This is a genomic window from Bacillus sp. JZ34 (genome assembly GCF_053903205.1).
This window is the reverse complement of sequence record NZ_CP096403.1, coordinates 3,404,684-3,429,747: the sequence shown is the minus strand read 5'-3', so window position 1 is coordinate 3,429,747 and position 25,064 is coordinate 3,404,684. Positions and strand designations below refer to the sequence as shown.

Sequence of the window (25,064 nt, the reverse complement as noted above, 5' to 3'; positions counted from 1 at the left end):
TTTTGCGGTGTACTCACACATCAAGATATAGAGGGGGGAAGACGTGTGGGGGTAATCAGAAGGTACATGGAATTTGTGAAGCCGTATAAATGGAAAATCGTTTTGACGGTTTTAATCGGTATTATTAAATTTTCTATTCCGCTGGTCATCCCGCTTCTGCTGAAATACGTCGTTGACGACATCATCCAGGGGAGCGGAACCACTGAAGAAAAAACATCCACATTATTCATGGTAATGGCGGTTATGTTCGCCATTTTTTTGGTGCTTCGGCCGCCTGTCGAATACTATCGGCAATATTTCGCACAGTGGACGGCAAGCAAGGTGCTTTATGATATCAGGGACAAGCTGTTTGCACACATTCAAAAGCTGAGCCTCAGGTATTATGCAAACACCCGCGCAGGAGAAATCATTTCAAGGGTCATCAACGATGTCGAGCAGACAAAGGAATTTGTCATCATCGGGTTGATGAACGTATGGCTTGACGTGATGACGATTTTTATCGCCATCGCCATCATGCTGACGATGGATGTGAAGCTGACGCTTATTTCGATCGTGCTGTTTCCGCTTTACGGACTGTCTGTTAAATTCTTCTACGGCAGGCTCAGAAAGCTGACGAGAGAACGTTCCCAGGCGCTGGCCGAGGTGCAGGGCCACCTTCATGAAAGGGTTCAGGGGATGCCTGTCATCAGGAGTTTTGCGATCGAGGATTATGAACAGAAGCAATTTGATCACGAGAACGCGAATTTTCTCGGCAAAGCAATCCGCCATACGGCCTGGAATGCCAAAACGTTTGCCGTCGTCAATACGGTTACAGACCTCGCTCCGCTGATCATCATTACGGTTGCGGGTTACCATGTGATTCACGGGTCCCTTACTGTAGGAACGATGGTGGCGTTTTTCGGATATATTGAACGCCTCTACAACCCGCTGCGCCGCCTGATCAATTCATCGACAACATTGACGCAGTCGATCGCATCGATGGACAGGCTGTTTGAATTTATTGATGAACCGTATGAATTAAAAGATAAACCCAATGCTGTAAAAGCAGAGCGGTTAAAAGGAATTGTTGAATTCAAAAATGTTTCCTTCCAATACGAAAAGTCGGAAGAAATGATTCTGCAGAATCTTTCTTTGAAAGCGGAACGGGGCGAAACGGTCGCACTCGTCGGGATGAGCGGAGGCGGAAAATCAACGCTCGTCAGCCTCATTCCGAGATTCTACGATGTCTCAGCCGGAAGCCTGGAGATCGACGGCATCGATGTGCGCGATTACCAGGCGCAGAGCCTTAGAAACCAAATCGGCATGGTGCTTCAGGATACATTTTTATTCAGCGAATCGGTACGTGAAAACATATCGATCGGAAATCCCGAAGCTTCGATGGAAGACATCATTGAAGCGGCAAAAGCCGCGAATGCCCATGATTTTATTATGGAACTGCCGCAAGGCTATGATACAAAGGTCGGAGAAAGGGGCGTCAAGCTGTCCGGAGGCCAAAAACAGCGGATATCAATCGCCAGGGTGTTCCTGAAGAATCCGCCTCTCTTAATTTTGGATGAAGCGACATCAGCGCTTGACCTTGAAAGCGAGCACTATATTCAGGAAGCGATGGAAAAGCTCGCGAAAGACCGGACGACCTTTATCGTTGCCCACAGATTGTCGACGATTACCCACGCTGACAAAATCGTCGTCATCGAAAACGGACGTGTCGCGGAAGTCGGCACACATGACGAATTAATGAGCCGCGACGGCCACTATAAGCATTTATTTACCATTCAAAAATTAAACTAAAACCGCCAAAAGCCTGACTTTCGTTTGAAGCCGAACGATTGTCAGGCTTTTTCTTTCCATGCAAATTTCGTACATATTTCCTATCCCGTCTAAATACAATTTAAAAAATACAAGCTCCGGAGGTGTATAAGTGACAAAAGAAAAATTGCTTGAAGTATCGGATTTGTCGATTTCGTTTCACCAGAAAAAGTCTGAAACCCCGATTGTGCAAGGCATTTCTTTCGATCTCCATCCCGGAGAAATCATGGGAGTCGTCGGAGAGTCCGGCTGCGGCAAGAGCGTCACCTCTTTGGCTTTAATGGGGCTGAACGCAAACACCCGGACGACGGGCCGGATCAAGTTTCAAAACAAAGATCTTCTCATGCAGTCTGAAAAAGAATGGAGACAGATGCGCGGCAATGACATCGCAATGGTTTTTCAAGAGCCGATGACCTCCCTCAACCCCCTTTTCACAATTGGCGATCAATTAACAGAAGCACTCTCCAGCCATACCAATATTCATAAAAAAGAAGCAAGAAGAAAAGCCGTTCAAATGCTGGAAACCGTCGGCCTGCCGAGGGCGGACCAGCTGATGAAGCAGTATCCCCACGAACTGTCGGGAGGCATGAGGCAGCGGGTCATGATCGCAATGGCATTAATTTGCGAACCGAAGCTGCTGATCGCCGATGAACCGACAACAGCTCTCGACGTCACCATCCAGGCCCAGATTCTGTCCCTGCTGAAAAAGCTCAATGCCGAATTTAACACAGCCATTCTCCTCATTACCCACGACCTTGGCGTCGTTCACAATACATGTGAACGCGTGATGATCATGTATGCCGGCCGGATCGTTGAAGAGGGCGGTGTCACCGCTGTTTTTGACAGTCCGAAACACCCTTATACAAAAGGCTTGTTCGCCTCTATTCCGGCATTCACAGACAAATCCGAGCGGCTGTCTTCGATTGAGGGGCAGGTGCCGAAGCCGGGATCGATTAAAAAAGGCTGTATGTTTGCGCCGCGATGCCCCCATAAACATGAACGCTGCATTGAAGAAGCGCCTGGATTGAACAAGCTGAAGGATGATCATGCTGTAAGCTGCTTTCTCTATGAAGAGGAAGGTGTTTTCACATGAATCGCGAACTGCTGAGCGTTCAAAAGCTGAAAACGTATTACCGCGTGTCCCGTAAGAAAATCGTGAAAGCGGTAGATGATGTTACACTGTCAGTTGAAAAAGGCGAAATCTTAGGGGTTGTCGGGGAATCCGGCTGCGGAAAATCGACCTTAGGAAAATCGATATTGCGGCTGACCGAACCGACTTCGGGAAAGGTGACTTTTCTCGGGCAGGAGATGACAGGCCTTGATGCAAAAGATCTTCGCAATATGAGAAGGCATATACAAATGATTTTTCAAGACCCGTACGCTTCGTTAAATCCGCGCATGAAAATAAAGGATATTTTGGAAGAACCGCTGATCGTTCATCAACTCGGAAAGAAGGCGGAAAGGAGAGAGGTCGTGCGCTCGATGCTTGAAATTGTCGGCCTTGATGCTTCATACGGCGACCGGTACGCACACCAATTCAGCGGCGGTCAGAGGCAAAGGATCGGCATTGCAAAAGCGCTGATCACTAAGCCAAAACTAATCATTGCCGATGAACCTGTCTCCGCGCTTGATGTATCCGTTCAGGCGCAGATCTTAAATCTGCTGAATGATTTGCAGGAGGCATTCGATTTAACGTTTCTGTTTATTTCTCATGATCTCGCAGTCGTTCGCTATATCAGCGACAGGGTGGCCGTGATGTATTTCGGAAAGATCGTCGAGATGGCGGACGCCGAATCGTTATTTAGAGAGCCGAAACACCCGTATACAGAAACGCTGTTAGCGGCAGTACCGGTCATCGGCAAAGGCGAAGCGGTTCATACGGCACCGGATATTGCCGCGCCCCGCATGAGTGAAAAGGGCTGTCCTTTTTACAGCAGATGCATGAAGCGGGCAGCGGTTTGTCTGGAAGCGGAGCCGCCTCTTGAAGAGACTGCGGACGGGCATTATGTCGCATGCCATTTTACCAATAAGGAGGCAGTACGATGAAAAAGAAAAGCTGGCTGATCTGTTTGGGAATGATTCTGTCTGTTTCCGCTTTTTTAATGGGATGCTCCGGTAACGAAAGCGGAAAAAACGACGGAGAGACGAACGGGGGAAAAGATACGCTGATCATCGGCAGAGGCGGTGATTCAACATCGCTTGATCCGATCACAACGACAGAAGGCGAAGCGTTTAAAGTGACGATCAATATGTTTGAGACCTTGCTGAATTACGGAGAACAAGACACTACGCTGAAGGAAGGCCTCGCGGTCAAATGGGACGCTTCAGATGACGGTTTGACCTACACACTGGAGCTGAGGCAAGGCGTGAAATTCCATGACGGAACGGATTTTAATGCAGAAGCCGTCAAATACAATTTTGAGCGGTGGATGAACGGGGATGAAGAAAAATTTCCTTACTACGGCATGTTCGGAGGCTATAAGAAAGATGAGGGGCATGTCATCAAAGATATAAAAGTGCTCGACGACCATAAGATTCAGTTCATTTTAAAACGCCCGCAAGCGCCGTTTTTAAAGAACCTTGCCATGACTTCATTCGGGATTGCGAGTCCTGCCGCCATCGAAAAATACGGCGAAAAATTCAGGGAGCACCCCGTCGGCACGGGCCCTTACAAATTTGTCGAATGGAAGCCGAACGACCGGATCGTTCTTGAAAAAAATGAAGACTATTGGGATCAAGGCAAACCGAAATTGCAGAAGATCATTTTCAGAGCCATTCCTGAAAACTCAGCCCGCTTAAATGCGTTGAAGACGGGCGAAATCGACCTAATGGACGGCGTCAATCCGTCTGATATCGAAAGCATCAAAGCAGACGCCAATCTGAAAACATTTGAAAGGCCTTCAATGAACGTCGGGTATCTCGGAATGACGACGACAAGAAAACCATTTGACAATAAGCTGGTCCGCCAGGCGCTGAATCATGCTGTTGATAAACAGGCGATTATCGATTCCTTCTACGGAGGCCTCGCCGAATCTGCCAAAAACCCGCTCCCTCCTTCACTTGAAGGATACAACGATCAGATAAAGGAATATCCGTATGATTTAAAAAAGGCAAAAGAACTCTTAAAAGAAGCCGGATTCCCGGACGGGTTTAAAATGAAGCTTTGGGCAATGCCTGTTCCGCGGCCATATATGCCGGACGGTATGAAAATAGCCGAAGTGATTCAATCAAGCTTCGAAAAAATCGGCGTCAAAGCGGAAATCGTCACTTACGACTGGGCGACGTATTTGGATAAGGTGAGCAAAGGGGAAGCTGACGCGTTTTTGATGGGCTGGACCGGAGACAATGGAGATCCGGACAACTTCATTTATACCCTGCTTGATAAAGATAATATCGGCGGTAACAACTATACGTACTTCAGCAATGACGAGCTTCATGACATCTTAATCGAAGCGCAGTCAGACCCTGACCAAAAGAAGAGAAATAAACTGTATCAAGATGCGCAGGAGCTCCTCCATGAAGAATCGCCTTGGATTCCGCTTGTCCATTCCACGCCGATTTTGGCCGGTTCAAAAGATATCGAAGGATATGCTCCGCATCCGACAGGGAGTGAAGTATTGTCCGGCGTAGAGTTTAAATAGGTGGTGACAGCCATTGCTTGCGTACTGTTTAAAACGGACGGGGATGCTGATCCCCGTTCTCATTGGCATGACACTGGTCGTTTTTTCGATCATCCGCTTTATTCCCGGCAACCCCGCCCAGGTTATTCTCGGCCAGAGGGCGACAAAGGAAGCGGTGCAGCAGCTGACCATCCAGCTCGGCCTTGATCAGCCGTGGTATGTGCAATACGCCAGATATATCGGGGATTTGCTGAAAGGGGATCTCGGGACATCAATCCGCACGGGAGCGGCGATTACGCAAGAAATAAAGCCGTATTTGTTCGCCACTCTCGAGCTTGCTTTTTTCGCGATGCTGATCGCAGTGTTTGTCGGTGTGAATGCCGGAATCATCAGCGCGTGGTTTAAGAATTCGGTATTCGACTATATTGCGATGCTGGTTGCTTTAATTGGCGTGTCGATGCCGATTTTTTGGCTTGGTCTGATGGGCCAGTGGTTCTTTTCGATCGAGCTCGGCTGGCTGCCGACAACGGGAAGGGAGAATGTCAGAAATCCGGTCGAAGCCTTTACTTACATTCATACACTGGACACCCTTTTACACGGAAGATTTGATCAGTTTGCAGAAACCATCCGCCATTTAATTCTGCCGGGAACCGCTCTTGCCACCATTCCCGCCGCGATCATTGCGAGAATTACAAGGGCCAGCATGATAGAGGTGCTGCAGTCCGATTATATCCGCACGGCAAAAGCAAAAGGCGTGCATATGTTTTTCGTTATCTATAAGCACGGTTTAAAAAATGCGTTCATTCCGGTGTTGACCGTCATCGGCCTGCAAACCGGACTTTTACTGGGCGGCGCGATTTTAACGGAGACGATTTTTGCCTGGCCCGGCATCGGCCGGTACATTTATGATGCGATCAGCTACCGCGACTACCCGGTTATCCAATCGGGCATTCTCGTGATCGCCTTCATCTTCGTCATGATTAACTTCATTGTTGATCTGCTGTACGCTGTCATCGATCCGAGAATTAAATATTAGGAGGCGGGAAATGTGGTTGTGCTTCAAAATGAACAGCAGAGGGAGGACGTGAAGGTGCGTTCGCCTTTGGCGGAACATATTCGGCGGTTCTTTGAGCATAAACTGGCTGCCGCCGGCACGATTTTAGTCGCGCTGTTTATCCTGCTGGCCATCTTCGCGCCGCTCATCGCACCCTATGGAATAAACGACCAGTCACTGTCAGACAGGCTTGCCGCTCCGTCTGCTGAACACCTTTTTGGAACGGACGATTTTGGCAGGGATATTTTTTCAAGGGTGCTGTACGGCGCGAGGCTGTCTTTATGGGTCGGCTTTTTCTCCTGTCTGGCATCGGCCTTGGCGGGGACGCTGTTAGGGCTGATCGCCGGTTTTTACGGCAGATGGGCTGATGCGTTGATTTCGCGGCTGTTTGATATCATGCTCGCGTTTCCCAGCATTCTGCTGGCGATCGCCATTGTGGCGATTCTCGGGCCTTCCCTTGAAAATGCCCTGATTGCCATCGCCATCATCAACGTTCCGACGTTTGGCAGGCTCGTTCGTTCAAAAGTGCTCAGCATCAGGCAGGAGGAATATGTCTTATCTGCGCGTGCTGTCGGGATGTCCAATATGAGGATGATGTTTAAACACATTCTTCCCAACAGCATGGCCCCGGTTATCGTTCAAGCGACACTGAATATTGGAACGGCGATTATAGAAGCGGCCGCGCTCGGATTTTTAGGGTTGGGGGCGCAGGCGCCGAACCCGGAGTGGGGAAAAATGCTTGCAGATGCCCGGCCTTATTTGGCGCAGGCCCCGTGGACATTATTTTTTCCGGGATTTGCGATCATGCTGACCGTGCTCGGCTTTAATCTGATGGGAGACGGCCTGCGCGACACCCTTGATCCGAAAATGAAGGAAGGAAAATAAAAAAACCGGTTAACGTATTCGTTAACCGGTTTACTCTTCCTCAACTTCAAGCTCACTGTCTTTTTTGTGGTACGTCTGAAAGCTTGTGAGCAAGGTTTCCAAATGTTCAAGCTGTTCTCGGTATTCTACGGTGCTCGCCATAATGGTCAGCATATTGTAGTCCAACAGTTCTTCTTTCAATTTGTCCTGGTTTTTCAGGAATGATTCGGTCAAGTGCTGTTTGTACACGTCTCCTTCTTCGTGAAGGTCGACGTGATCCTGCGTTTTAATCCTGCCGACGAATCTCATTAAAATTCGCTCGTGCCAATGGAGAAGATAATCAAGCTCTTCGACCAGCGTTTCTTGAAATTCTTCAGGCATATGACAAAACTCGTTTTCAAGCCGGTGCAGTTTTTTCAAAGCATCAAGCGCGCGGTTTGATGCAATGATCGCCTGTCTGAACAGCACGAGCTTTCGCTGTTTTACATATGTGGAACGTTTTAAATAGCTTCTTTCTTCTTTGTAAAGCAAGTAAAGGTGATCGACCTTCATCATTTTTTCTTTCAGCTTTTCAATGTCTTCTTTCAGCATGGAGTGTTCCGTTGTCTTCCGCGTCAACAATCTGATCCATTTAATGACTTCATCTGTATTTTCAACAACATGGCTGACGAGCTTCGTTTCATATTTAGGCGGCAGAAAAATCAGGTTGACCAGGAACGCAGACAATACGCCCAAAATAACCGTTCCGGTTCTCACCAAGGCAAACCATAAAAAGTTGTCGCCGGAGCTCTCCAATATGGCAATAACGGTGACGAGAGCGATCGAAATTGTATTCTCGATCTTCAGCTTCAGGTTGATCGTAATGACGATTACCGCCGTCAATCCGATGATGATCGGACTGGGTTCAAAAATAAGTCCAAAAATAATGGCTGTGGCAGCTCCGATTATGTTCGCCTGCACTTGATCGACAATCGTCAAAAATGAACGATAGATCGAAGGCTGTATCGCGAAGATAGCCGCGATTCCCGCAAAGACAGGAGTCGGAAGGCCGAGCCAAGACGCGAGGTAAAGCGCAAGCGTAATGGCAATGCCTGTTTTGAAAATACGGGCACCAAGTTTCATTAGGCTGTACTTGCATCCCTTTCTATAATAAAATTCGTTCTTTACAGAAAATGAATTGTATTGAACATTCCCTCTCTGTTAATTTGCCAAACAATAAAGTAATATACAGCGATCTTCCGAAATATTCAACCCATTTTTAAGAAAAAACAAATCATTGACAAAAAAGAAAAACAAGCCGGCGGAAAGTGCCTGTTCACCGCGTTCTCAAAGTGCTCCGCATTTGATAAAAAAGAGAGCGGACCCGCTCTCTTTTTATATGCGTTGTTTCAATTGTTTAAATGAGTCATCCACGGCTTTAAGCGTCGCTTTAATGTCCTCTTCCGTGTGCGCGGTGGTGATAAACCATGCTTCATATTTTGAAGGCGCAAGATTGATTCCGCGCTCAAGCATCAGTTTGAAAAAGGCAGCGAACATTTCTCCGTCCGTATTTTCGGCTTGCTCATAGTTTTCGACTTTTTCGTTCGTGAAGTATACGGTGAGCGCGCCTTTTAGACGATTGACAGTGATATTGATGCCATGGGTCTCGGCATGTCCCAGGATACCTTCTTCAAGCATAGCGCCGAGGCGGTCAAGCTTTTCGTATGTGCCTTTTTCTTTCAGCACTTCAAGGCAGGCGATACCTGAGAGGATCGAAGCCGGATTCCCCGCCATCGTGCCCGCTTGATAAGCAGGTCCGAGCGGTGCGACTTGTTCCATAATCTCTTTTTTGCCTCCGTATGCGCCGATTGGCAGGCCGCCGCCGATGATTTTGCCAAGCGCCGTTAAATCAGGTTTGACGCCAAGCAGATCCTGGGCGCCGCCGTACATAAAGCGGAAAGCGGTGATAACTTCATCATAGATGACGAGCGCCCCTGCGTTATGCGTCAGTTCATTGACCTGTTCGAGGAATCCGCTCTTCGGTTCAACGATCCCGAAGTTTCCGACAATCGGTTCAACGAGAACTGCCGCAATATCGTTCCCCCATTTATCGAGCGCTTCCTTATAGCTGTCGATATCATTGAAAGGAACGGTAATCACCTCGTTTGCGATGCTTTTTGGAACCCCGGCGGAATCAGGCGTGCCGAGCGTTGACGGACCTGAACCGGCCGCCACCAGCACAAGATCGGAATGGCCGTGGTAGCAGCCGGCGAACTTGATGATTTTCGTCCTGCCTGTATAGGCCCGGGCGACGCGAATCGTCGTCATCACAGCTTCCGTTCCCGAATTGACGAATCTTACTTTATCCAAGGCAGGCATCGCTTCTTTAAGCATCTTGGCAAATGTCACTTCATGCTTTGTCGGCGTGCCGTAAAGCACCCCGTTCTCAGCAGCTGTTTGAATCGCTTTTGTGATATGCGGGTGAGCGTGACCCGTAATAATCGGTCCGTAGGCGGCAAGGTAGTCTATGTATTTGTTGCCGTCCACATCCCAAAAATAAGCGCCGCTTCCCCTTTCCATCGCGACGGGAGAACCTCCGCCCACCGCTTTATAAGACCTTGAGGGGCTGTTGACGCCTCCGACTATATGTTGAAGAGCTTCTTCATGAAGCTTTTCAGATTGAGTATGCTGCATAATATCCTCCTCATTTCTGCACCTTTTATCTATTTCTATATTGTAACACGAGGCGGACAGAGCGCAAAAAGAAGCCGCCGAACATTTGAACAAGACGGCGCTGTTTTTTATAATGGGGGAAAGCAAGCGATTAAACATAACAGGAGGCAAAACAATGACTGTTGAAATTGGACAAAAGGTGCCTGATATTGAACTGCTGGGTGATCACGGAGAAAAAGTAAAGCTGTCGGATTTTGAAGGAAAGTATGTCGTGCTCTATTTTTACCCGAAAGATATGACGCCGGGATGCACAACGGAAGCGTGCGATTTCAGAGACCGACATGAAAGCTTTGCTGAACTTGATGCCGTCATCATCGGAGTCAGCCCTGACGACCAGACAAGACATGAAAAATTCAAGCAGAAACACGATCTGCCGTTTCTGCTGCTCGTCGATGATGAACACAAGCTCGCTGAAAGCTTTGACGTATGGAAGCTGAAGAAGAATTTCGGCAAGGAATACATGGGTGTTGAACGGTCGACATTCCTGATTGATAAAGAAGGCCGCCTTGTGAAAGAGTGGCGGAAAGTAAAGGTAAAAGACCATGTCGCAGAAGCGCTTCAAGCAGTAAAAGAAATCGCGGAAGCGTAAAGCTCTGGGGGAGGCCGGACTGTATGTTAGTTTGGTCTCTTTTTACGCTCATATTCGTCTGTCTGACCGGACATGCTGATCATATCGGCCTTTTTCGCCTTAAAAATAGCTTTTTCACAGGGATTGGAATTGACAAAGATTCTGATCAGGAGTTACACTAATTATAAACGTTATAATGTAAGAATTTTTTTTAGAAGAGAGGTGCATGACGATGGCTGAACATAACCTGAAAGAAGCGTTGGAAGCGTTGAAGGAAACCGGGGTTCGAATTACTCCTCAACGTCATGCCATTCTGGAATTTCTCGTGAATTCTATGTCTCATCCAACTGCAGATGATATATATAAAGCTCTGGAAGGGAAATTTCCAAACATGAGCGTAGCAACGGTTTACAACAATTTGCGGGTTTTTAAGGAATCAGGGCTCGTTAAGGAATTAACGTACGGAGATTCCTCCAGCCGGTTTGACTTCGTGACATCCGAGCATTATCACGCAATTTGCGAACGCTGTGGGAAAATCGTCGACTTTCATTATCCCGGCCTCGACGAAGTGGAGCAGCTGGCTTCACATGTGACAGGATTCAAAGTCAGTCACCATAGACTGGAGATATACGGTTTATGTCAGGAATGCGACAAGAAAGAAAGCCATTAAAAAGAGCTGGCCGCTTTTTTAACGGTCAGCTTATTTTTGTTGCAGCATTTACTGAGACTTTCGATTATACGATTCGTTAAACTCTTTTCCTTCGAGGTTTTTATCCAGTGTCAGAGGCTCCCTGCAATGCATGCACATATCGACCCGGCCTAAAATCTTGGTCGGTTTTTCACAGTTTGGACAGACGACTTGAACCGCTTTCGTTGAAAGCATGCCGATCCAAAAATAAACCGCTGTGCTCAACAAGATAGACAATACCCCCAAGATCATAAACACCGACATCAAGAGGATCGAGGACCTAAAGAAGATCCCGACATACATAATAATGAAGCCTATAAATACAAGGCTTAACGCAAACGTTCTGATTTTGTTGATTTTGCTAGAGTATTTTGCCATATCCATCCCCCTGTCTCTAATATAGCATAGAAAAGATGTGTTATTCTTTAATTAAAACGAATCAATTGGAAAATTTCTATAGAGAGTTTTGGGGAAATTGATTATAATAATTCAATGTGTTTTCAAAATAAAGGAGTTTTTATTGGCTCGTAGAAATAGGTAGAAACAAAGAGAGAAGCTTTTAGAGCAACGCATTTACATCGTATTGGAGGAATGGTGATGGAAAATCTTCTCCGTCCGATTTACCAAGAAAGAGCAAGCCGCCCTGACACACTCGCTGTCATGCTGATTGAGAGGAGAAATCAAACCTCATCTGCGACAGATAATTTTGATGCGGCATTGTTGATTATCGTTAATAAGGCTGAAGACCCTGTATTCGTGAAGCATTATGAGTTCGACGGAAAAACGGCTTCTCTTCATATTATTTCTGTTGAACAGCTTCAGGAATGGATTTTGCTCGGAACAAATAGAAGAATCATAGACTGGGTCCTCAATGGAAAGGTGCTTTTCGACCGAAACGAATTTATCGCCAAGCTGATTGAGCAGCTCAATACATTTCCGTTTTCAGAAAGAAAACTAAAAATCGGACTTGAATACGGGAAATTAATCAGAAGATATATAGAAGGAAAATCGTTTTTTGAAGACGGTCAATTTTTGGACGCCTACAATTCCATCGTGCACGCCCTCCATCATTTGGCCAGAATCGAAGTGATCGATAAAGGTTTTCACCCAGAAGTTACGGTATGGAACCAAGTCCGCCACATGGAGCCTCAGGTTTATAAATTGTATAAGGAATTAATTGAGAGCAATGAAAGCTTGCAAAAACGGCTTGAGTTATTATTCCTCGCAAGCGATTTTCTCATTCATTCAAAAGCCGAAATCGGGGCCGCACATATTCTCAATGTCATGGATGAAAAAGAGGTTTGGCAATTTGCCGATCTTCTCAAGCATCCGGATCTCAAGTATTTCACGGCAGACCTGGGAGTCATACTGGAGTTCTTGGCTGAAAAGGACTTAGTCGGAGTCAAGCCGATTGAGACAAAGGGCCAAAAGATTTTTCACCGAGGATATTTTATCAAAAAAAGTGTTGACACTAATTTATAACGGTGATATATTATTAAGCGTCGCTGTTAGCGGAACGGTTTTTGAACTGAAAGCAGCAGCGACGAAAAAACAAAAAAACATTTGACACTCCTTGTTGAAAATGTTATACTAATAAAGTCGCTTCGGACAGGAGCGGAAATGATCTTTGAAAACTAAACAAGACAAAACGTACCTGTTAATTCATTAAATAAATCGCACATTTTGTGCGTAGTCATTATCAAACTTCATGGAGAGTTTGATCCTGGCTCAGGACGAACGCTGGCGGCGTGCCTAATACATGCAAGTCGAGCGGACAGATGGGAGCTTGCTCCCTGATGTTAGCGGCGGACGGGTGAGTAACACGTGGGTAACCTGCCTGTAAGACTGGGATAACTCCGGGAAACCGGGGCTAATACCGGATGCTTGATTGAACCGCATGGTTCAATTATAAAAGGTGGCTTTTAGCTACCACTTACAGATGGACCCGCGGCGCATTAGCTAGTTGGTGAGGTAACGGCTCACCAAGGCGACGATGCGTAGCCGACCTGAGAGGGTGATCGGCCACACTGGGACTGAGACACGGCCCAGACTCCTACGGGAGGCAGCAGTAGGGAATCTTCCGCAATGGACGAAAGTCTGACGGAGCAACGCCGCGTGAGTGATGAAGGTTTTCGGATCGTAAAACTCTGTTGTTAGGGAAGAACAAGTACCGTTCGAATAGGGCGGTACCTTGACGGTACCTAACCAGAAAGCCACGGCTAACTACGTGCCAGCAGCCGCGGTAATACGTAGGTGGCAAGCGTTGTCCGGAATTATTGGGCGTAAAGCGCGCGCAGGCGGTTTCTTAAGTCTGATGTGAAAGCCCCCGGCTCAACCGGGGAGGGTCATTGGAAACTGGGGAACTTGAGTGCAGAAGAGGAGAGTGGAATTCCACGTGTAGCGGTGAAATGCGTAGAGATGTGGAGGAACACCAGTGGCGAAGGCGACTCTCTGGTCTGTAACTGACGCTGAGGCGCGAAAGCGTGGGGAGCGAACAGGATTAGATACCCTGGTAGTCCACGCCGTAAACGATGAGTGCTAAGTGTTAGAGGGTTTCCGCCCTTTAGTGCTGCAGCAAACGCATTAAGCACTCCGCCTGGGGAGTACGGTCGCAAGACTGAAACTCAAAGGAATTGACGGGGGCCCGCACAAGCGGTGGAGCATGTGGTTTAATTCGAAGCAACGCGAAGAACCTTACCAGGTCTTGACATCCTCTGACAACCCTAGAGATAGGGCTTCCCCTTCGGGGGCAGAGTGACAGGTGGTGCATGGTTGTCGTCAGCTCGTGTCGTGAGATGTTGGGTTAAGTCCCGCAACGAGCGCAACCCTTGATCTTAGTTGCCAGCATTCAGTTGGGCACTCTAAGGTGACTGCCGGTGACAAACCGGAGGAAGGTGGGGATGACGTCAAATCATCATGCCCCTTATGACCTGGGCTACACACGTGCTACAATGGGCAGAACAAAGGGCAGCGAAGCCGCGAGGCTAAGCCAATCCCACAAATCTGTTCTCAGTTCGGATCGCAGTCTGCAACTCGACTGCGTGAAGCTGGAATCGCTAGTAATCGCGGATCAGCATGCCGCGGTGAATACGTTCCCGGGCCTTGTACACACCGCCCGTCACACCACGAGAGTTTGTAACACCCGAAGTCGGTGAGGTAACCTTTTGGAGCCAGCCGCCGAAGGTGGGACAGATGATTGGGGTGAAGTCGTAACAAGGTAGCCGTATCGGAAGGTGCGGCTGGATCACCTCCTTTCTAAGGATATTATACGGAATATAAGACCTTGCGGTCTTATAGACAGGTGCGTTTAGATCTTGTTTAGTTTTGAAGGATCATTCCTTCAGACATAGGAGACACCTGCTAAATGCGCCACATCCTGTGGCAACGCATGTGTTAGCACCTCCTGTGCGTTGTTCTTTGAAAACTAGATAACAGTAGACATCACATTCAATTAGTAAGCAAGATATCACGTAGTGATTCTTTTTAACGGTTAAGTTAGAAAGGGCGCACGGTGGATGCCTTGGCACTAGGAGCCGATGAAGGACGGGACGAACACCGATATGCTTCGGGGAGCTGTAAGCAAGCTTTGATCCGGAGATTTCCGAATGGGGAAACCCACTGCTCGTAATGGAGCAGTATCCATATCTGAATTCATAGGATATGAGAAGGCAGACCCGGGGAACTGAAACATCTAAGTACCCGGAGGAAGAGAAAGCAAATGCGATTCCCTGAGTAGCGGCGAGCGAAACGGGAACAGCCCAAACCAAGAGGCTTGCCTCTTGGGGTTGTAGGACACTCTGTACGGAGTTACAAAAGAACGAGGTAGATGAAGAGGCCTGGAAAGGCCCGCCATAGGAGGTAACAGCCCTGTAGTCAAAACTTCGTTCTCTCCTGAGTGGATCCTGAGTACGGCGGAACACGTGAAATTCCGTCGGAATCCGGGAGGACCATCTCCCAAGGCTAAATACTCCCTAGTGACCGATAGTGAACCAGTACCGTGAGGGAAAGGTGAAAAGCACCCCGGAAGGGGAGTGAAAGAGATCCTGAAACCGTGTGCCTACAAGTAGTCAGAGCCCGTTAACGGGTGATGGCGTGCCTTTTGTAGAATGAACCGGCGAGTTACGATCCCGTGCAAGGTTAAGTTTGAAAAGACGGAGCCGCAGCGAAAGCGAGTCTGAATAGGGCGCATGAGTACGTGGTCGTAGACCCGAAACCAGGTGATCTACCCATGTCCAGGGTGAAGTTCAGGTAACACTGAATGGAGGCCCGAACCCACGCACGTTGAAAAGTGCGGGGATGAGGTGTGGGTAGGGGTGAAATGCCAATCGAACCTGGAGATAGCTGGTTCTCTCCGAAATAGCTTTAGGGCTAGCCTCAAGGTAAGAGTCTTGGAGGTAGAGCACTGATTGGACTAGGGGCCCCTACCGGGTTACCGAATTCAGTCAAACTCCGAATGCCAAAGACTTATCCTTGGGAGTCAGACTGCGAGTGATAAGATCCGTAGTCGAAAGGGAAACAGCCCAGACCGCCAGCTAAGGTCCCAAAGTATACGTTAAGTGGAAAAGGATGTGGAGTTGCTTAGACAACCAGGATGTTGGCTTAGAAGCAGCCACCATTTAAAGAGTGCGTAATAGCTCACTGGTCGAGTGACTCTGCGCCGAAAATGTACCGGGGCTAAACGTATCACCGAAGCTGCGGACTGTTCTTACGAACAGTGGTAGGAGAGCGTTCTAAGGGCTGTGAAGCGAGACCGGAAGGACTCGTGGAGCGCTTAGAAGTGAGAATGCCGGTATGAGTAGCGAAAGAGGGGTGAGAATCCCCTCCACCGAATGCCTAAGGTTTCCTGAGGAAGGCTCGTCCGCTCAGGGTTAGTCGGGACCTAAGCCGAGGCCGAAAGGCGTAGGCGATGGACAACAGGTTGATATTCCTGTACCACCTCCTCACCATTTGAGCAATGGGGGGACGCAGGAGGATAGGGTAAGCGCGGTATTGGATATCCGCGTCCAAGCAGTTAGGCTGGGAAATAGGCAAATCCGTTTCCCGTAAGGCTGAGCTGTGATGGCGAGCGAAATATAGTAGCGAAGTTCCTGATTCCACACTGCCAAGAAAAGCCTCTAGCGAGGTGAGAGGTGCCCGTACCGCAAACCGACACAGGTAGGCGAGGAGAGAATCCTAAGGTGATCGAGAGAACTCTCGTTAAGGAACTCGGCAAAATGACCCCGTAACTTCGGGAGAAGGGGTGCTCTGTTAGGGTGCAAGCCCGAGAGAGCCGCAGTGAATAGGCCCAGGCGACTGTTTAGCAAAAACACAGGTCTCTGCGAAGCCGTAAGGCGAAGTATAGGGGCTGACGCCTGCCCGGTGCTGGAAGGTTAAGAGGAGCGCTTAGCGTAAGCGAAGGTGCGAATTGAAGCCCCAGTAAACGGCGGCCGTAACTATAACGGTCCTAAGGTAGCGAAATTCCTTGTCGGGTAAGTTCCGACCCGCACGAAAGGCGCAACGATCTGGGCACTGTCTCAACGAGAGACTCGGTGAAATTATAGTACCTGTGAAGATGCAGGTTACCCGCGACAGGACGGAAAGACCCCGTGGAGCTTTACTGCAGCCTGATATTGAATGTTGGTACAGCTTGTACAGGATAGGTAGGAGCCTTGGAAACCGGAGCGCCAGCTTCGGTGGAGGCATCGGTGGGATACTACCCTGGCTGTATTGACCTTCTAACCCGCCGCCCTTATCGGGCGGGGAGACAGTGTCAGGTGGGCAGTTTGACTGGGGCGGTCGCCTCCTAAAAGGTAACGGAGGCGCCCAAAGGTTCCCTCAGAATGGTTGGAAATCATTCGCAGAGTGTAAAGGCACAAGGGAGCTTGACTGCGAGACCTACAAGTCGAGCAGGGACGAAAGTCGGGCTTAGTGATCCGGTGGTTCCGCATGGAAGGGCCATCGCTCAACGGATAAAAGCTACCCCGGGGATAACAGGCTTATCTCCCCCAAGAGTCCACATCGACGGGGAGGTTTGGCACCTCGATGTCGGCTCATCGCATCCTGGGGCTGTAGTCGGTCCCAAGGGTTGGGCTGTTCGCCCATTAAAGCGGTACGCGAGCTGGGTTCAGAACGTCGTGAGACAGTTCGGTCCCTATCCGTCGCGGGCGCAGGAAATTTGAGAGGAGCTGTCCTTAGTACGAGAGGACCGGGATGGACGCACCGCTGGTGTACCAGTTGTTCTGCCAAGGGCATCGCTGGGTAGCTATGTGCGGACGGGATAAGTGCTGAAAGCATCTAAGCATGAAGCCCCCCTCAAGATGAGATTTCCCATTCCGCAAGGAAGTAAGATCCCTGAAAGATGATCAGGTTGATAGGTCTGAGGTGGAAGTGTGGCGACACATGGAGCTGACAGATACTAATCGATCGAGGACTTAACCTAAATGTTTGTGAATCGTCTGACCGTTATCTAGTTTTGAGAGAATAATTTCTCGAAAAATGCACTTGCATTTTTTCAAATACATAGTATAATGATCTTTGTCACTAAATTGTCTGGTGATGATGGCGAAGAGGTCACACCCGTTCCCATGCCGAACACGGAAGTTAAGCTCTTCAGCGCCGATGGTAGTTGGGGGATTCCCCCTGCGAGAGTAGGACATCGCCAGGCAGGCATTATTCCGCAGTAGCTCAGTGGTAGAGCTATCGGCTGTTAACCGATCGGTCGCAGGTTCGAATCCTGCCTGCGGAGCCATTTATTGGAGAGCTGTCCGAGTGGTCGAAGGAGCACGATTGGAAATCGTGTAGGCGGCCAACGCCGTCTCAAGGGTTCGAATCCCTTGCTCTCCGCCACTTTAAATACATCTGGCCCGTTGGTCAAGTGGTTAAGACACCGCCCTTTCACGGCGGTAACACGGGTTCGAATCCCGTACGGGTCACCATTCTTTTTGGACAGCACGCTAAAAAGCATCAGGTTTACACCGAAGCTTTTTAAAGGAAGGCATGCTAAGATCGCAACGTCCTGTTGCAACGCATGCACTTGTACGTCCTGTACTTCGGAGGATTAGCTCAGCTGGGAGAGCATCTGCCTTACAAGCAGAGGGTCGGCGGTTCGATCCCGTCATCCTCCACCATTTCTATGAAAATCATATTATCGCGGGGTGGAGCAGTTCGGTAGCTCGTCGGGCTCATAACCCGAAGGTCGCAGGTTCAAATCCTGCCCCCGCAACCAAATTAAATTCATTGTCAAAATGGTCCGGTAGTTCAGTTGGTTAGAATGCCTGCCTGTCACGCAGGAGGTCGCGGGTTCGAGTCCCGTCCGGACCGCCATTTAAATAAAGGCTCGGTAGCTCAGTTGGTAGAGCAACGGACTGAAAATCCGTGTGTCGGCGGTTCGATTCCGTCCCGAGCCACCATTTGCCGGTCTAGCTCAATTGGTAGAGCAACTGACTTGTAATCAGTAGGTTGGGGGTTCAAGTCCTCTGGCCGGCACTGTTTTGGAGGGGTAGCGAAGTGGCTAAACGCGGCGGACTGTAAATCCGCTCCCTCAGGGTTCGGCGGTTCGAATCCGTCCCCCTCCACCATGTTTTTAGGGGCATAGTTTAACGGTAGAACAGAGGTCTCCAAAACCTCCGGTGTGGGTTCGATTCCTACTGCCCCTGCCAATTTTAATTCACAATTTATGGCGGTTGTGGCGAAGTGGTTAACGCACCAGATTGTGGCTCTGGCACTCGTGGGTTCGATTCCCATCAATCGCCCTTCATATTGGGCTATAGCCAAGCGGTAAGGCAACGGACTTTGACTCCGTCATGCGCTGGTTCGAATCCAGCTAGCCCAGTTTTCATCTTTCTTTATCATCCTGCATATGATAAGATGAATATTAGTTAAAATGCGGAAGTAGTTCAGTGGTAGAACACCACCTTGCCAAGGTGGGGGTCGCGGGTTCGAATCCCGTCTTCCGCTCCAATTCTTAAAATGATGGCGGCATAGCCAAGTGGTAAGGCAGAGGTCTGCAAAACCTTTATCCCCGGTTCGAATCCGGGTGTCGCCTTATTTGCCTCGTGCCGGGGTGGTGGAATTGGCAGACACACAGGACTTAAAATCCTGCGGTAGGTGACTACCGTGCCGGTTCAAGTCCGGCCCTCGGCACCATTGATCACACACATGCCGGTGTGGCGGAATTGGCAGACGCGCACGACTCAAAATCGTGTTCCTTCGGGAGTGTCGGTTCGACCCCGACCACCGGTATCACTAATCATCGTATTGCCAAACGATGAAAGAGCGTTCCTTATAAAGGGAACGCTCTTTTTATTTATTCTTTATCTTTGAACAAGTCCGTAAGAATTTTTTCTTAAGGACTGCGAGCTCTGGAAGCTACGAGAACATACCGTGAGATATTATCGAAATGAGCTTAATAAGGTGCAGAAACTTTTACAGGAGCAAAATGTATGTGGCGACCCCTAGTCGATGACAGAGGAGCATATAATGCTATCTTATTCTCTCGAAATAAACTGTGTAAGTAAAAGTTGTGTCCGCTCTTTTACTCACACAGTTTATTTTACATTCCTAAAAAAGACGCAAAATCGGCGTCTATAAATTAAATTTTATTCCAAGTATCGGTATTGATTGCTGCTTATAATTTAATTCTATACTAAACAGCTTACTTTTCTGTATCTAACTTCTTCATTTCTTCAAACCATGACTCAAAAATATCATCGGGTAACAGTTCGTCATCATTTGAATAAACTAAATCATATCTGTAATTGCCTTTCAAACTGTTTTGTTTAACATTGTAAATTAACTTTATTTCTGTAGGCATCTCCTGACTAAATTCAGTACATACCTTATGGATTTCCTTTAAATTTTTTAACCCGATATCTAAAACAGCTTCTTGACGATTTTCTGATGTATCGTATTTTTCATTCTCTTTTACCGCGTCGTTAAGTTTGTGCTTGTAAACCAACTTACCATTTATTTTATAAAATACATCAAAGGAATACATTTCAGGTTCATATGAGCAATAAATATAAATGGCATCAGCCTGATTTTCGACATACTCAAGACAAATGGCGACCATATCTGTTTGTAATTCAGATAAATAATCTTCAAATGTTTTAGTCATATAACCACTCCTAGTTCTCTAAAGTTACTTTCTTCAAGTTACCATCTATACTGTATTTTATGTCAAAACTCTTTGGTCTAGGATTGTTCCCATCATAATTAATTTTAACATTAACGGCTACTTTTTTCTTTTCAGATATCGCTTTAGCCCATTTGTTTTCTAATCTCTTGTATTTACTCTGGTTAATGTTACTGGACTGCGAAACGAGATTGTCTAATTCAGGAGAGCCACCAAATCTATCGGCAGCTAAGTGTCCGGCATGACCCTTAAAGACCGGAAGCAGATCATCGCTACGTTCAGGCGGAAGCAACTTTTAAGCCAGCCAAATCTTAGAACATTCACAGGTATTCGAGACTATACGATGATGTTGCTTCTATTGGAGACGGGTATTCGGACGAATGAGTTCGTAAGCATAAATTTAAAAGATGTAAAAATCGAAGAATCAGTCATACACGAAAGAAATGCAAAAGGGAATCAAGAAAGAATTGTTCCGATTACATCCGCAATGATGAAGCAACTTAAAAAGTACATTTCTATCCGAGGGTATGTTGAGACAGACGCGCTGTTTATTACTCTCGATAGAAAGCCTGTCATTGAAATAAGAAACATTCGAGAAGAGGGCGGATAAGTTTGGCCGTAACTTCTATCGGGCGGTATTCGCACAGTTAATTAGCATGCCCTTACTTTTTATTAGCCATTTATAGGACGAAAAGTAAATTATTTATACAAATTTCTTTGCAAACATTGGTAACTTTCTGTAAAATGTTCTCATAGCGATAGAGGCAGTAAAGTGTGGGAGGTTTGACAATGAAAACAGTAGCCTCTGTGAACGTAGCCAATCTCATCAATCAGTGGTATGTTCACATAAAAAAAAGAGATGTCTCAAATGCCGTAGAACTTAGGGGCAGAATAAAAGGCCTTTTAAACGTAATGGAAGAAGATCAGGACGTTTTGCTTTACTTTAATCTACTTGATTACAGGTTCAGAGTATTAATGGAAGACGTCGCGGGGGAGCCGCAGCTTCCGCCTATTGCTGAGGATAAGGCGAAGACAGACGGTTTGTTAAGATACTATCACTTTCTCTTTAAAGGAATGTATGAAAGTGCGAGGAGCAACTACTCTAAAGCGCTTAATTGTTTTAGAGTTGCCGAGCGGCAGCTCGATAATGTCGAAGATGAAATCGAAAAGGCCGAGTTTCATTATAAGCTTGGAAATCTCTATTATTTTACTAAAACAACTCTACTTTCTTTTCATCATCTTTCAATCGCGAAGAGCATCTATAGGGCTTATGAAGAATATAAGACACAGTCGATAAACTGTACGGTGCTGCTCGCACTCAATTATATAGACGACGGACGTTTAACAAGAGCTGAAAATATGCTTAATAGTTGCGCAGAAAGACTGATCAAGATGGGCGATAATCATCTGCTGGCGGCTGTCTACTATGATCTCGGCTTTTTAAAAATTCAAGAGGATAAACACGAAGAAGCACTCAAGTATTTCGACCTCTCATTTAAAACAGATGACATCGAAAAAAATGCGCCTATTATGTACATGCAGTGCATATACGAGTCAGCTAGATCGACTTATAAGATAGGTGAGGTTGATAAGGCGCTTAAGTGGGTTCATCTTGGTTTTGAGTTTGCTCAGAAAACGAATAATATCAACTTTTCGCTCAAATTCTCGATTTTAAATATATGCTATAGCGCTCCCCTCGAGGGTGTACCGCAAGTAAAAGAGTTTATCGAAATGCTCGAGGAGAGGGAGGCTTACGTAGACATTGAGGCGCTTGCTGAGGATGTGGCCAACGTCTACAGCTCATTAAATAATTACAAATATTCCACATACTTCTTGGAAAAAGCAATAAAATCAAGTAAACTAACAGGAAAGGAGGTTCTTTAAATGAAAAAACTTATTGTAACTGCTTTCCTTACTGCATCGCTTGGACTCGTTTTAACCAGCGCAGCAGACTTCCTCGCAGAAAGTATTCAAACAGCAGACTCAGTAACATTACTTGCCTCAAGAGGAGCGGGCTCATAAAACAAAAATACAACAGTAAGAGGGCGGCTATTACAGCCGTCTTTTTTATGATTTCCATCGCATTGAAAGAGGAAGTGTATGTGAAGGGAAGTGCTTCATAATGAACTTTGTGCAGCCTATCCGGGATATGGACCAGATTTATTATATAAAAAAATTCCTGAGAGAACGGATTGAAAGAAACTAGCTGCTTTTCGTCACCGTCATAAACTCAGACTTGCGTATATCCGATTTACTTCGTTTAAGAGTCCGCAACGCCAAACGAATGTACATCGATTTACGCGAGAAGAAAACCTGCAACCAGAAACGGATCAAAATAAATAAGGCCCTAAAAAAGGCCCTGGCCGATTACATTAAAGACAAGGATGACCAGGAATTTTTGTTTAAGAGCCGTGAAGGGCTTAACAAACCAATCAGCAGAAGCACGGCATATAACATATTGAAAGAGGCGGTGGAATTCGTCGGGCTTAATGGCATCGGTACCCACACCATGAGAAAAAATACTCTTTTAAGGCTTCTCATTATTATTGATTTTGTCTTTATAAACTTTTAATATTGTCGTGTTTAAATCACTGATTTCTGAGAAATGCCATTCAAACGTCGTTAGAATTCTATGAAGTTCAAATAACATTTTCTCTATTTCATCACCATCGTTCTTATCCAATGAACTAAAATTGTTTAATATAACATCTAAATCTCCAGTTAACATCCTAAAATCCTCAAGGTTCTCGTACTGTTCATCTATATCTTCTTTATTTACAATAGTAATACTTGAATTAAGTTTATCTAATATGTCCAATATTCCTTCTAACTTTTTATCCATATAAATTCCTCCACAATTATTTCCAGCCCTTAACTACTCGTCCAAGTGCTTTTTTAGTCTTATCAGAGTTTAAAGCACCATCTAAATTCAATACGTATTTCACATTACCTGTCTTATCTATTACTTCTAAATGGTCTTTATGTAATGCGTCAAGATAAACTCCATAACCCTTTTTCAGATATGGGTTATCCGTCTTCTTTTCTACCTTATAAATTGATTGTCCATCGTACTTTACTTTTGATTTTGACAAGGAATTACTTATTGATTTTCCAAATTCCATATCAAAAAACTCATTCATATTTGAAACAGGTTTAACACTACCCTTAGAGCTTTTCTCAACCTTCGCAACTTTCTTTGCCGTCTCTTCGCCTTTAAAGAACTTAAATCCTTTTCTACCGTATTTCAGCAGCCGTCCAACAGGTGTTAAAGAAGTTCCGGACGCAGCACGCTCGACATCAGAGACTTTTTCACCTGTGTCCGGATCTCTGCCTATTATGACTCGAACCGCATCATTTCCGCCCGCTATTTCTTTTGCAACAAAATCCCCTATATCATTTACTGGTTCTAAAGGAGTTCCTTCAAAATCTCGCTTAAGATTCCCTTGGCTTCGACTTTCTGGAATACGTTTAACAGCTTCCATCTCTACTTTGCCGTTTACAATGTACTCTCTTACGATTTGACCATTTTCATATACATGGTAACGCCCACCGATATATTTAATGTCTGACGGATTTTGAACTACTTCATCGGCGACATCAACTGTTTTGACCTTTTTCCATCCTTTATGATTATATAGTTTACCATCAATGACCCGAATATCTCCATAAACCTTCGGATGTTTTTCTGCTTCTTTTTGTAACGTATTCAAATCAAAATCGTTCGCATAAACGTCTTGATTGATATTTTCTTTATTGTCTGCCCTCATCACCGTATACACATTGGATCGTTTATTTTTGTTGAGCTTTTCAAGCATCATCTCCATCGGAGACGGCTCGGCATTCTCCAGTTGGCCCTGAAGTCCGCCAGGTAGTCCGTTTGCTTTAGTGTTATCATCCGGCTTTAAAATCGCGCCTTTTTGATAACCGGTGATTTCAATTTTGGGGCCGGTATACATCTTTTCGAGCCGCGCTATGTATCTCTGCATCGTCTCAAGATCATTTTCAGCCGTTTTGAGCGCGTTTGTCTGTTCGCGGTCAAACGCATGCAGCTTTTCAAGAGTCGTGCTGATTTCCTTTAACGCTTTCTGATTCTGTTCATGAAAACCGCTGTCATTCAAATCCGGTAAATCAACGATATGACTAACTTTTGCGATCGTGGCGTTGGTCTTGGAAACCAAATGTTTCGTTGTTCGATCAGCCGCATTTAAGCCATTCTCAAGTTCGTGTTCGAGAAAGGACTGGGAAATAAATCCGTTATGGTTGGGTTCCAGGGAATTCAGCGCGCTTTTCATTTTCTTCAGCGTGGAACTGTATTCCTCTATAAAGGTATCATAGAACTGTAGAAAAGGGGTGTGACATTCCTCGTAAAAGGCGCGGATCGCGTCGCCGCCTTTTCCTTTTAAAGCATCATCAAGTGATGTGATGCCCTCAACGGCCTTTTTGGCTTTAGCGAATTCGTCTGATTGTTGTTTTAATTGTTCGAGCGTTTGATCAATTGCATTGTGTAACGCCTGAACATCCAGAGTCTTCATGGCATTCTCCTCTAATCCTTTTGGTTACAATCAGTATAGAGTTTACCACTTTACGGAAAGGGATTGGTGAATAAATCCTGTTTATCCATGAAAATGAATCTTATTGAT

The 25,064-nt window shown here is 46.4% G+C and carries 20 protein-coding genes, 16 tRNA genes and 3 rRNA genes; 32 read left to right on the top strand and 7 right to left on the bottom strand.

Translation table 11 applies throughout. The annotated features are described in order from the left end of the window. Positions 1-45 precede the first annotated feature (45 nt). From M1D90_RS17545 to M1D90_RS17520, 6 genes are all read left to right on the top strand, one after another. Entirely contained in the window at positions 46-1,788 is a 1,743-nt protein-coding gene (locus M1D90_RS17545) for an ABC transporter ATP-binding protein (protein ID WP_020450630.1), read from the top strand. 130 nt (positions 1,789-1,918) lie between these two features. Then, on the top strand, positions 1,919-2,899 hold the full coding sequence (locus M1D90_RS17540; RefSeq protein ID WP_023855992.1) for an ABC transporter ATP-binding protein: 981 nt from the start codon (positions 1,919-1,921) through the stop codon (positions 2,897-2,899). Continuing rightward, positions 2,896-3,852: an ABC transporter ATP-binding protein gene (locus M1D90_RS17535; RefSeq protein ID WP_023855991.1), complete on the top strand. Its 957-nt coding sequence runs from the start codon at positions 2,896-2,898 to the stop codon at positions 3,850-3,852. The genes M1D90_RS17540 and M1D90_RS17535 overlap by 4 nt, the downstream gene beginning before the upstream one ends. Then, positions 3,849-5,447: an ABC transporter substrate-binding protein gene (locus M1D90_RS17530; protein ID WP_026580617.1), complete on the top strand. Its 1,599-nt coding sequence runs from the start codon at positions 3,849-3,851 to the stop codon at positions 5,445-5,447. The genes M1D90_RS17535 and M1D90_RS17530 overlap by 4 nt, the downstream gene beginning before the upstream one ends. A gap of 13 nt (positions 5,448-5,460) precedes the next feature. Then, a complete protein-coding gene (locus M1D90_RS17525; protein WP_020450634.1) occupies positions 5,461-6,462 on the top strand; it encodes an ABC transporter permease in 1,002 nt (333 codons plus the stop codon). Between the two features lie 12 nt (positions 6,463-6,474). Then, entirely contained in the window at positions 6,475-7,365 is an 891-nt protein-coding gene (locus tag M1D90_RS17520) for an ABC transporter permease (RefSeq protein ID WP_020450635.1), read from the top strand. Positions 7,366-7,395: 30 nt separating this feature from the next. Here the strand turns inward: M1D90_RS17520 and M1D90_RS17515 are convergent, their stop codons facing one another. Together M1D90_RS17515 and M1D90_RS17510 are read right to left on the bottom strand one after the other, a co-directional pair. Continuing rightward, on the bottom strand, positions 7,396-8,466 hold the full coding sequence (locus M1D90_RS17515; RefSeq protein WP_020450637.1) for an FUSC family protein: 1,071 nt from the start codon (positions 8,464-8,466) through the stop codon (positions 7,396-7,398). 252 nt (positions 8,467-8,718) lie between these two features. Continuing rightward, a complete protein-coding gene (locus M1D90_RS17510) occupies positions 8,719-10,017 on the bottom strand; it encodes a glutamate-1-semialdehyde 2,1-aminomutase (protein ID WP_023855989.1) in 1,299 nt (432 codons plus the stop codon). Between the two features lie 154 nt (positions 10,018-10,171). Here M1D90_RS17510 and bcp point away from each other — a divergent pair, with 154 nt between their 5' ends. Then, positions 10,172-10,645, top strand: a complete 474-nt coding sequence (bcp, locus tag M1D90_RS17505; RefSeq protein WP_023855987.1) for a thioredoxin-dependent thiol peroxidase — start codon at positions 10,172-10,174, stop codon at positions 10,643-10,645. Positions 10,646-10,856: 211 nt separating this feature from the next. After that, the gene (perR, locus tag M1D90_RS17500; RefSeq protein ID WP_003179961.1) at positions 10,857-11,294 is read left to right on the top strand and encodes a peroxide-responsive transcriptional repressor PerR; all 438 of its coding nucleotides are present in this window, start codon (positions 10,857-10,859) and stop codon (positions 11,292-11,294) included. A gap of 48 nt (positions 11,295-11,342) precedes the next feature. Here the strand turns inward: perR and M1D90_RS17495 are convergent, their stop codons facing one another. Further along, positions 11,343-11,690, bottom strand: coding sequence for a YgzB family protein (locus M1D90_RS17495; protein WP_020450640.1), 348 nt, complete (start codon positions 11,688-11,690; stop codon positions 11,343-11,345). Between the two features lie 219 nt (positions 11,691-11,909). Between M1D90_RS17495 and M1D90_RS17490 the strand changes: the two genes are divergently transcribed. From M1D90_RS17490 to M1D90_RS17395, 20 genes are all read left to right on the top strand, one after another. Then, a complete protein-coding gene (locus M1D90_RS17490) occupies positions 11,910-12,794 on the top strand; it encodes a nucleotidyltransferase-like protein (protein WP_020450641.1) in 885 nt (294 codons plus the stop codon). Positions 12,795-13,017: 223 nt separating this feature from the next. After that, positions 13,018-14,567 (top strand): 16S ribosomal RNA (locus M1D90_RS17485). Between the two features lie 233 nt (positions 14,568-14,800). After that, positions 14,801-17,730 (top strand): 23S ribosomal RNA (locus M1D90_RS17480). A 109-nt stretch (positions 17,731-17,839) separates the two neighbouring features. Next, positions 17,840-17,955: ribosomal RNA gene (rrf, locus tag M1D90_RS17475) — 5S ribosomal RNA — on the top strand. Together the 16S, 23S and 5S rRNA genes with 16 tRNA genes alongside form the textbook arrangement of a ribosomal RNA operon. A 9-nt stretch (positions 17,956-17,964) precedes the next feature. Beyond that, a tRNA-Asn gene (locus M1D90_RS17470) sits at positions 17,965-18,039 on the top strand. 6 nt (positions 18,040-18,045) lie between these two features. Further along, positions 18,046-18,137: transfer RNA gene (locus tag M1D90_RS17465), tRNA-Ser, on the top strand. A gap of 14 nt (positions 18,138-18,151) precedes the next feature. Continuing rightward, positions 18,152-18,226 (top strand) — tRNA-Glu (locus tag M1D90_RS17460). Positions 18,227-18,342: 116 nt separating this feature from the next. After that, positions 18,343-18,418 (top strand) — tRNA-Val (locus M1D90_RS17455). Between the two features lie 21 nt (positions 18,419-18,439). Continuing rightward, positions 18,440-18,516 (top strand) — tRNA-Met (locus tag M1D90_RS17450). Positions 18,517-18,537: 21 nt separating this feature from the next. Further along, positions 18,538-18,614: transfer RNA gene (locus M1D90_RS17445), tRNA-Asp, on the top strand. 10 nt (positions 18,615-18,624) lie between these two features. Beyond that, positions 18,625-18,700 (top strand) — tRNA-Phe (locus M1D90_RS17440). 3 nt (positions 18,701-18,703) lie between these two features. Continuing rightward, positions 18,704-18,776: transfer RNA gene (locus M1D90_RS17435), tRNA-Thr, on the top strand. A gap of 7 nt (positions 18,777-18,783) precedes the next feature. Then, positions 18,784-18,868 (top strand) — tRNA-Tyr (locus M1D90_RS17430). Between the two features lie 7 nt (positions 18,869-18,875). After that, a tRNA-Trp gene (locus tag M1D90_RS17425) sits at positions 18,876-18,949 on the top strand. Between the two features lie 20 nt (positions 18,950-18,969). Beyond that, positions 18,970-19,042: transfer RNA gene (locus M1D90_RS17420), tRNA-His, on the top strand. 8 nt (positions 19,043-19,050) lie between these two features. Continuing rightward, positions 19,051-19,122, top strand: a tRNA-Gln gene (locus M1D90_RS17415). A 53-nt stretch (positions 19,123-19,175) separates the two neighbouring features. Continuing rightward, positions 19,176-19,250: transfer RNA gene (locus tag M1D90_RS17410), tRNA-Gly, on the top strand. A 14-nt stretch (positions 19,251-19,264) separates the two neighbouring features. Beyond that, positions 19,265-19,335: transfer RNA gene (locus M1D90_RS17405), tRNA-Cys, on the top strand. A 12-nt stretch (positions 19,336-19,347) separates the two neighbouring features. Then, positions 19,348-19,436: transfer RNA gene (locus tag M1D90_RS17400), tRNA-Leu, on the top strand. A gap of 14 nt (positions 19,437-19,450) precedes the next feature. Beyond that, positions 19,451-19,532: transfer RNA gene (locus M1D90_RS17395), tRNA-Leu, on the top strand. Between the two features lie 412 nt (positions 19,533-19,944). Here M1D90_RS17395 and M1D90_RS17390 read toward each other — a convergent pair. Next, positions 19,945-20,406 (bottom strand): DUF600 domain-containing protein, encoded by a 462-nt coding sequence (locus M1D90_RS17390; protein ID WP_456282930.1) that lies wholly within the window; start codon positions 20,404-20,406, stop codon positions 19,945-19,947. Positions 20,407-20,416: 10 nt separating this feature from the next. Beyond that, on the bottom strand, positions 20,417-20,716 hold the full coding sequence (locus M1D90_RS17385) for a DNA/RNA non-specific endonuclease (RefSeq protein ID WP_218832537.1): 300 nt from the start codon (positions 20,714-20,716) through the stop codon (positions 20,417-20,419). Here M1D90_RS17385 and M1D90_RS17380 point away from each other — a divergent pair. From M1D90_RS17380 to M1D90_RS17365, 4 genes are all read left to right on the top strand, one after another. Beyond that, positions 20,666-21,034 (top strand): tyrosine-type recombinase/integrase, encoded by a 369-nt coding sequence (locus M1D90_RS17380; protein WP_095289807.1) that lies wholly within the window; start codon positions 20,666-20,668, stop codon positions 21,032-21,034. The two genes, M1D90_RS17385 and M1D90_RS17380, sit on opposite strands and share 51 nt — an antisense overlap. A 179-nt stretch (positions 21,035-21,213) precedes the next feature. Next, a complete protein-coding gene (locus M1D90_RS17375; protein ID WP_025811897.1) occupies positions 21,214-22,308 on the top strand; it encodes a response regulator aspartate phosphatase in 1,095 nt (364 codons plus the stop codon). Further along, a complete protein-coding gene (locus M1D90_RS17370; protein ID WP_011201590.1) occupies positions 22,309-22,446 on the top strand; it encodes a hypothetical protein in 138 nt (45 codons plus the stop codon). A gap of 262 nt (positions 22,447-22,708) precedes the next feature. Beyond that, positions 22,709-22,996 (top strand): tyrosine-type recombinase/integrase, encoded by a 288-nt coding sequence (locus tag M1D90_RS17365; protein ID WP_376711831.1) that lies wholly within the window; start codon positions 22,709-22,711, stop codon positions 22,994-22,996. On the opposite strand, the gene M1D90_RS17360 is transcribed toward M1D90_RS17365, so the two are convergent. Further along, complete coding sequence (locus M1D90_RS17360) at positions 22,952-23,266, bottom strand: hypothetical protein (protein WP_106070804.1); 315 nt, start codon at positions 23,264-23,266, stop codon at positions 22,952-22,954. The genes M1D90_RS17365 and M1D90_RS17360 overlap by 45 nt on opposite strands. Positions 23,267-23,282: 16 nt before the next feature. Further along, positions 23,283-24,956: a T7SS effector LXG polymorphic toxin gene (locus M1D90_RS17355; RefSeq protein ID WP_456282929.1), complete on the bottom strand. Its 1,674-nt coding sequence runs from the start codon at positions 24,954-24,956 to the stop codon at positions 23,283-23,285. Between the last annotated feature and the right edge of the window lie 108 nt (positions 24,957-25,064).

Excerpts from the sequence above, each read along its gene's own strand:
- M1D90_RS17380 (WP_095289807.1), top strand. The coding sequence starts at position 20,666 with ATGACCCTTAAAGACCGGAAGCAGATCATCGCTACGTTCAGGCGGAAG.
- M1D90_RS17360 (WP_106070804.1), bottom strand. The coding sequence starts at position 23,266 with ATGGATAAAAAGTTAGAAGGAATATTGGACATATTAGATAAACTTAAT.
- M1D90_RS17490 (WP_020450641.1), top strand. The coding sequence starts at position 11,910 with ATGGAAAATCTTCTCCGTCCGATTTACCAAGAAAGAGCAAGCCGCCCT.
- M1D90_RS17375 (WP_025811897.1), top strand. The coding sequence starts at position 21,214 with ATGAAAACAGTAGCCTCTGTGAACGTAGCCAATCTCATCAATCAGTGG.
- M1D90_RS17515 (WP_020450637.1), bottom strand. The coding sequence starts at position 8,466 with ATGAAACTTGGTGCCCGTATTTTCAAAACAGGCATTGCCATTACGCTT.
- M1D90_RS17355 (WP_456282929.1), bottom strand. The coding sequence starts at position 24,956 with ATGAAGACTCTGGATGTTCAGGCGTTACACAATGCAATTGATCAAACG.
- bcp (WP_023855987.1), top strand. The coding sequence starts at position 10,172 with ATGACTGTTGAAATTGGACAAAAGGTGCCTGATATTGAACTGCTGGGT.
- perR (WP_003179961.1), top strand. The coding sequence starts at position 10,857 with ATGGCTGAACATAACCTGAAAGAAGCGTTGGAAGCGTTGAAGGAAACC.
- M1D90_RS17365 (WP_376711831.1), top strand. The coding sequence starts at position 22,709 with ATGTACATCGATTTACGCGAGAAGAAAACCTGCAACCAGAAACGGATC.
- M1D90_RS17495 (WP_020450640.1), bottom strand. The coding sequence starts at position 11,690 with ATGGCAAAATACTCTAGCAAAATCAACAAAATCAGAACGTTTGCGTTA.
- M1D90_RS17535 (WP_023855991.1), top strand. The coding sequence starts at position 2,896 with ATGAATCGCGAACTGCTGAGCGTTCAAAAGCTGAAAACGTATTACCGC.
- M1D90_RS17510 (WP_023855989.1), bottom strand. The coding sequence starts at position 10,017 with ATGCAGCATACTCAATCTGAAAAGCTTCATGAAGAAGCTCTTCAACAT.
- M1D90_RS17530 (WP_026580617.1), top strand. The coding sequence starts at position 3,849 with ATGAAAAAGAAAAGCTGGCTGATCTGTTTGGGAATGATTCTGTCTGTT.
- M1D90_RS17370 (WP_011201590.1), top strand. The coding sequence starts at position 22,309 with ATGAAAAAACTTATTGTAACTGCTTTCCTTACTGCATCGCTTGGACTC.
- M1D90_RS17390 (WP_456282930.1), bottom strand. The coding sequence starts at position 20,406 with ATGACTAAAACATTTGAAGATTATTTATCTGAATTACAAACAGATATG.